This is a genomic window from Gordonia zhaorongruii, from assembly GCF_007559005.1.
Lineage (GTDB): Bacteria > Actinomycetota > Actinomycetes > Mycobacteriales > Mycobacteriaceae > Gordonia > Gordonia zhaorongruii.
This window is the reverse complement of the sequence record NZ_CP041763.1, coordinates 2518475-2525302: the sequence shown is the minus strand read 5'-3', so window position 1 is coordinate 2525302 and position 6828 is coordinate 2518475. Positions and strand designations below refer to the sequence as shown.

7 protein-coding genes are annotated in these 6828 nt (G+C 66.9%); all 7 read left to right on the top strand.

Annotated elements, in window-relative coordinates; all coding sequences use genetic code 11:
* Window positions 1–87 precede the first annotated feature (87 nt).
* Window positions 88–309, top strand: coding sequence for an MbtH family protein (locus FO044_RS11820; protein ID WP_132992059.1), 222 nt, complete (start codon window positions 88–90; stop codon window positions 307–309).
* A 280-nt stretch (window positions 310–589) separates the two neighbouring features.
* On the top strand, window positions 590–937 hold the full coding sequence (locus tag FO044_RS11815) for a hypothetical protein (RefSeq protein ID WP_132992058.1): 348 nt from the start codon (window positions 590–592) through the stop codon (window positions 935–937).
* 148 nt (window positions 938–1085) lie between these two features.
* Complete coding sequence (locus tag FO044_RS11810) at window positions 1086–2354, top strand: sensor histidine kinase (protein WP_143965712.1); 1269 nt, start codon at window positions 1086–1088, stop codon at window positions 2352–2354.
* Window positions 2339–3433, top strand: coding sequence for a hypothetical protein (locus tag FO044_RS11805; RefSeq protein ID WP_143965711.1), 1095 nt, complete (start codon window positions 2339–2341; stop codon window positions 3431–3433). Before FO044_RS11810 ends, FO044_RS11805 begins: the two co-directional genes overlap by 16 nt.
* Complete coding sequence (locus tag FO044_RS11800; protein ID WP_143965710.1) at window positions 3430–4623, top strand: ATP-binding protein; 1194 nt, start codon at window positions 3430–3432, stop codon at window positions 4621–4623. The genes FO044_RS11805 and FO044_RS11800 overlap by 4 nt, the downstream gene beginning before the upstream one ends.
* Window positions 4620–5708 carry a hypothetical protein gene (locus tag FO044_RS11795; protein ID WP_143965709.1) on the top strand — a complete coding sequence of 363 codons (1089 nt, stop codon included), beginning with the start codon at window positions 4620–4622 and terminating at the stop codon, window positions 5706–5708. Before FO044_RS11800 ends, FO044_RS11795 begins: the two co-directional genes overlap by 4 nt.
* Window positions 5709–5838: 130 nt before the next feature.
* Window positions 5839–6828, top strand: coding sequence for a 3-oxoacyl-ACP synthase III family protein (locus FO044_RS11790; protein WP_143965708.1), 990 nt, complete (start codon window positions 5839–5841; stop codon window positions 6826–6828).

Below are 6828 nucleotides of genomic sequence, written 5' to 3'. Positions count from 1 at the left end.
TCAATGATGGTTTACTGAGTCCGGCGACGAGATGTCGACTGGAGTGTATTGGTGCCGCGCGTATCGCGCAGCTGAGAAAGGAACGACATGACCAACCCGTTCGACGACGAAGACGGCCGCTTCTACGTTCTCGTGAACGAGGAGAACCAGCACTCTCTGTGGCCGACTTTCGCCGAGATCCCGGCTGGCTGGACCAAGGTGTTCGGCGAGGATTCGCGGACCGCGTGCCTCGAATACGTCGAGAAGAACTGGACGGACCTGCGCCCGCAGAGCCTCATCGACGCCATGAAGGCGGACGGGGCGAAGTAGTTCTGCGTATGCAACAGTGATGTCATTCGCTTATGTGACAGACATCACACTTGTGTACCGAAGTTGCGACACTCCCGCGTGTTAAGTGCGTTGTGCCAGGTCAGACGATCGGATGACAGCAGGTTCGCGGGAACTCGAGGTGAACGCAGGGTAAGGCATCACTGAGTTGCTCCCGACGGCGGGCTATAGAAGTTACGCTCTCGTAAGGGCGTTGCAGACAGCTCACCAGCAGAGACGGTGATCAAACCGTTACTCGACGGCAGTGATGGGAGGTTCGGAAATGGGCACTATGGCACCGATAGATCGCGACCAGTGGGTTACCGATCTATGCGCGCACGTGTCGGAGCGCGCGGAGGCAACCGGTTGGATGGTCGCTGTGCGACATCACGGCGACGCCGTGACGTTCTCGGACCTCAACGCTGCGATCGCCGATTACCGATTGATCGCCGGTACGCACGGGATGTCTGTGGAGAGCGCGTTTACCGCTGCCATGTTCCACACCATGCCCGGCCTCACCGGACTGGAGGCGAACGAGCAGGCTCGCGCGATGAATCAGCTCATCTCCTGGGTCGGCCGCGACGTCCCGGCGCCCGTTGCCGCCCGGCGCGGCCTCCGCTCCGTCGGCTGACCGGGGTTTAGCAACATCTCCCGCTCTGTCTGATTCCTGCCTTTCCTGGCCTTCGCGTCCCGCATCATGCGATCATGATGCGCGACGCGAGAGGAGTGCCGGATGAGCGAGTGGCCCGTGGGTAAGCCGCCGTCAGTGCGGAACCGACGTGCGACCGCTGGCTGACCCGAACACGATCCGCGCGGTCCGGCGGGTCGAACTGCGCCTCGGCACGGAGCCGTCGATGGACCGCGTCCGTCGAACCTCCCTGGAGACGGTCCAGTCCGTCGGCTCGGCCATCCTCGGCGCCGCCTACATCGTCTTCCTCGTCGTCAACACAGGCGCGTTCACGCACTTCGACGGTCTCGCAGCGCCCTGGTGGCTGCCCCTCAGCATCGCCGTGGTCATCGCCAGCGGATGCGCGCTCATCGGGGTCGCGGTGATGAGACGGCCCGAGTGGCTCGGCGCCGTGGCGGGGGCCTGCGCACTGGCGTACCTCGGCGCGATCATCGCGTGGTTTCCTGCGTGGTCCAGCGTCTCTCTGGTGGATCGCGACCCGAGCGGTACCACCCCCACCGTCTGGCTGACGCTCATTCCCGAGTTGGCGAGCGTTGCTCTCATGCTCGCCGGGCGCCCGATGGTGGCGGTGCTGAATCTCGGCGTCGCGGGTGTTCTCACTGAGGCTGTCACCGCTCAGATGCGCTCCGGTGAGCTGGACGCGGCCTACGTGGCGCAGACCCTGTGGTCCCTGGCGTGGGCCGGCCTGTATCTGGTTCTGGCCGGCACGGCTGTGGCGTTCGCCCGACGACTCGATGCGGACCGTTCGGCCACGATCGACTCGGGGCGAGACCGCGTTCGCGAGGACATCATCGACGTCGACCGACGTCGGCTCGACGCGCTCGTGCACGACCGCATCATCGCTTTTCTGCTTGCACTTCGGCCGGGGCAGCCCCAGCCTGCCACGGTCGAGGCGGCCTCCGGCGTGCTCCACGAACTCGACCATTGGTGGGACGACCCGGTCGACGCCTCCGATGGTCTTGACGCGGCAGAGTTCGTCCGCAGGATCGACACGTTGATCACCTCGCTCGGGTCGGCGGTCGCGATCCGCACCGACGTCGACTGCTCACCGGCCATGCGATTCAGCGAAGAGGCGACCGGGCCGCTCATCGACGCGTGCGCCGAAGCTGTGCGCAACTTCTACCGGCACGCCGGGGCGGAGGCCTCATGCGTCGTGACAGCGGTGCTGCGGGATGACCGCATCGTGGTCAGCATTGTCGACGACGGTGCCGGATTCGATCCCGGGGACACCGGCCCGGGTCGGCTCGGCCTCTCGTTCGGGGTCACCGGCCGGATGGCCGCGATCCCCGGTGGGTCGAGCAGCATCTCCAGCCTGCCCGGTGAGGGCACGCGCATCCGGCTCCAATGGGATCGCCCGTGATCGCGGCGCTGCGCTTCCGGCGGCACAGCCGGCATGGGGATTTCGTTCAGAACTTTCACGCCACGCGTTTGTTCGCGGCAGCTCTCGTTCTCTACTTCGCTGCACTCGCCGGACGAACGGTGAGCAGCGGGCTGTCCCGACACATCGAGGGAACGAGCTGGATGGCGCTGAGTATCGCCTTCGTACTGCTCGCCGGCGCGGTGTTCCTGGCGACGCGCAGAGGCGCGCACGAACTGCCCAGCTCCCATTCGCACGCAGCAGCCGTCGCCGTGGTCCTCGGAGTCGCAGTGACCTGGGGCGGAGCTGCCAGTTCGAGCGACGATGTTCTCCGGCCCTATTCCCCGATGCTGTCGACGGCGATCGTCGTCCTCGTCATCCTGATGCTGCGGAACCGCCTCGCCCTGGCGTGGACCGTGGTTGCCGTGGACATCGCCATCGGTCTGGCCCTCGGCCCACTGAGCGCTTCGCCGAACTGGCTCACTGCCGTGCTGCCGCGTGCCAGCTTCATCGCGTTGTTCATCGCAAGTGCCGGTGTCGTTCTGCTCAGTCCGCAGATATCGGAGATGCGGGCGCTGTCGTTGCGTCGTGCGGTCGACCGTCGCGGGGTCGCGAACCTGCGGCAGGACATCTTCGAACGCGACGAGCGGATCCGGCGCATCGACGCTCGCGTCCGTCCGCTGCTGACCAAAGTGGCTTCGGGATCGGAGATCAGTCACGACGACGTGGTGGACGCACGGCTCCTCGAAGCGAGGCTCCGTGACGGCATCCGCGGGCGTGGGCTCGACGTGCCCCGCGTGCGCCACTCGGTCTGGGAAGCGCGACGACGCGGTGTCGCGGTCACTGTCCTGGACGACGGTGGGCTGACCGCGTTGCCGACCGACCAGGCGCAAGCCGTCACCAACGCGACGGCACGTGTTCTGGAGGACGAACTCGACCATCTGAAGAACGGCGAAGTGACCGCCCGGATCGGGCCGCCGGGCCGAAGACCGGTGGCCACCGTCGTCGTCGAGGCCGGGGCGGTGCGACGTCGAGTGGAACTCACCGAGGACGGATCGGTGAGCGGAGTGATCGAATCGTGAACGAGTACCGGGTACAACGGGCGTCAGCGCTGACCGTTGCCGTCAGCACCATCGTGGTGCCCTTCCTCTCCGTGTACCCGGCGTTTCTCGCAGGCGACGGCCTCACCGAGAGGTGGTGGACGCCGCTGTCGTTCACGCTCGTCGTCGGCGCGGCGATCCCCCTGCTGATCGCCGCGCTGCCGGTGCATGCGAGCCCGCAGCGACTGACGGCACTCCGGCGGGCCGCGCTGATACTGGCCCTCGCGAACCTGGTGGTTCTGATTCTGTGGTTCGTCGCGTGGACGCATGTGCCTGCCATCGGCGGGGGGTCACCGCCGATCTGGCCCGCCAATACCGTCGTGCTTCCGGCTATCGTCTTCGGAACGCTGTACCCGACCAGGTACGCGATGACCTACGTGATCGGGTCGTTCCTCCTGCTCGCGACCGCGCAGCAGATGGCGGGTTTCGAGGAGTTCGGCTACCAGGCGTATCTCAATCAACTCATGTCGACGGCTCTTCTCGGGGTCTACCTCGCGATGATGCACAGCATGATGACGATGGCCCGCTCGGTCGACGCTCACCGGCGCGTCGTACTCGACGACACGGTCGGATCGGCAGCGGCGGCAGCCCGTGCGACTGAGCGGTACCGACTCGACATCGTGATGCGCGACAAGGTCGGTGCCGTCCTGCGAGGCATCACGCGGGGCGAACCCGATGCGTCCCAGGGGATTCAGGCCCGCAGGGTGCTGGATGAGCTGGACGGCACGCTCGCGGCACCGGTCCTGACGGAGCAGCGCGCCGCATCCGAGACGGTGAGCGCTGCTGAGGCGGTTGTGCGACTGCGCGAGTCGGCGATCGCATTCGGAGACGAGTTACTCGTTGCGATCGACGCGTCCGAAGGTGCTCCGGGAGTCTCTGAAGAAGTCGTCGAAGCGCTGAGTGATGCACTCTCGGAGGCAGTGGGCAATTCGGTGAACCACGCCGGTGCCGCCGCGTCGACAGCGATCGTCGGGCTGGTGGGGTCCGAAGCCGTGCGGGTCCGGGTGGTGGACGACGGCTGCGGATTCGATGTGGACCGCATCGCAGCAGACCGGTTCGGCGTCACCGCCGGAGTGTGCGGTCGCATGGCACACCTACCGGGCGGATCCGCGACCATCGACACCGAGCCCGGTGAGGGAACGATGGTGTCCCTGGAATGGGTGCGACCATGACCCGGCCTGTGCGGGGCGACGAGCTCGCCGAGGTGGCGATGCCGACGATGCTCGGCCTCGCATCGGTTCGCCTGCGCGTCGCGTTGGCGGTACTCATCGGCGCGTACCTGTTCGTGCGATGCACGGATTTCACCGGGGCGCGCACCGGATTCCAGTGGCTGCTCGAGGCGGCCGGGGCGGTCGGGCTGACTGCAGCCCTTCTCGCATCGGCGCACGGCGATCGGGACCCGTTGCCGCGAATGAGCGCTGCCGGCATCGCCGGAGTGTCGACTGCGGCGCTGGTCGCCGCATGGTGGGCGCTGCCACTGAGTGCGGGCCACTGGGTGCAGCCGGGGGCACCGCTGGTGGTGTTCGCCGTGACGGCGGGTCTGCTCACGCTGCGTGGTCGGGCTCCGCTGGCGTGGGTGGCGTGCGTGGTGGCGGTGGTGTTCGCGGCGTGGTGGTCGGTCGACCGGGGCGGGACGTTGGTCGCAGGCGGACAGATCACCCTGCGGATCGCAGCCTCTTTGCTGCCCGCGACACTGATGGCGGTACTTATCCGTCCGATGGTCCGGTTGACCGGAGTACTCGAGGACCGTCGTGCCGATCTGCTGGAGCGAGCAGCGGCCACCACCGCAGTCCTCGCCGAGCGCCGCGACCGGATGCTCCGGTTCGATCGGGACGTCCGACCGTATCTGCGGCAAGTGGCAGACGGGGCGACGTTCGATGAAGCCGAGGCGACCCGAGCTCGACTCCTCGAGTTGGATCTTCGGGACGAGACGCGGGGCCGCACCTGGTACTCGCCGACCGTCAAAGTCGCGATCGAGCGTGCGCGCATGCGGACGGTCCAGGTGCGGCTACTCGATGACGGTGGCGAGGAGCATCCGTTCTCCGAAGAAGACCGGGCGTCCTTGCGCAGTCGGCTCGTCGACGTCCTGGACCATGCTGACGCCGGAGCGGTGACCGCTCGGATCCTGCCTCCCGGCCGGGACCATGTTGCGGTGATCAACGTGGTCACCGTGGACCGGGTGACCCGATCGGTGCTCTGCAGCGAGGGCGGGAACCTCGCATGGCAGGTGACCGAGGGCGTGGACCTGGCGGAGTAGCGGTTCGGATCGTTCGGGTCATTCATGTGACCGTCGGATTCATACGTTCGTTGTAACGTTCGGGGCCTCGAGCGCCGATATCTTCACTACCCCGTTGAAACTCGTCGCATGTCGATTGAGGAGTGAACCAGTGTCCCGGACCCGAAACATCGTCGCCGGACCGGCGTACGGCGTCATCGGCATGGGTATGAGTCTGCCCGTCGGTGCGATGAGCAACGAGCAGATCGCCGAACGATCGGGCGTGGACACCGAGTGGATCCTCCGGAAGACCGGAGTGACGGAGCGCCGGGTGGCATCCGATGACGAGACCACTGCATCGATGGCGGCGGCAGCCGTGCACGACACGATCGCCCACGCCAAGACCCGCAGCGACGTCGACGGCCCACCGGAACTGCTCATCGCTGCGACCAGCACCCCGGACCGACTCGTGCCCGCTCCGGCCTTCGACATCCACGCCCTCGCCGGACTGCCGCATATGCCGTGTCTGAGCATCGACGGCGCGTGTGCAGGAATCGCGCAGGCGATGATCACGGCGATGGGCTTCTACCGTATGGGGATGGCCGACTCCGCGGTCGTCGTCGGGTCGCATCGCTCCGAGCTGATCTGCGATCGCACCGAGCGCAAGACCGCGGCGTTGTTCGGCGACGGGGCGGGCGCGTACTTCCTCGGGCCGGTGCCGGACGGCTACGGAATCCTGTCGGCGCAGATGCTGACCGACAGTGAATACCGCGACTCGGTCTGCACACAGCCCCTGCGCACCGGCCACCTCGGGCGGCTCACGATGGACGGCCGCCGCTTGGTCGAGACCTTCGCCAGCGAACTTCCCAAGATGATCTACTCGTCGCTGGGTGAGGCCGGACTGACCATGGCCGACGTGGACCGGGTGTTCCTGCACCAGGGCAACGTCCGCATGGTGGAGGCGTTCACCGAACTGCTCGGCTTGAGCCGCGCACAGGTGCCGATCACCGGGGACCTCCTCGGAAACACCGCCTCGGCCTCCCTGCCGATCACCACTGTTCTGTCCGATCGGGAGCGGCCGATCGAACGAGGCGAGGTGATCGTGCTGGCCACCGCGGGGGCCGGCGTCAACGGAGCAGTCGTCGTTCTGCGGTGGTACTGA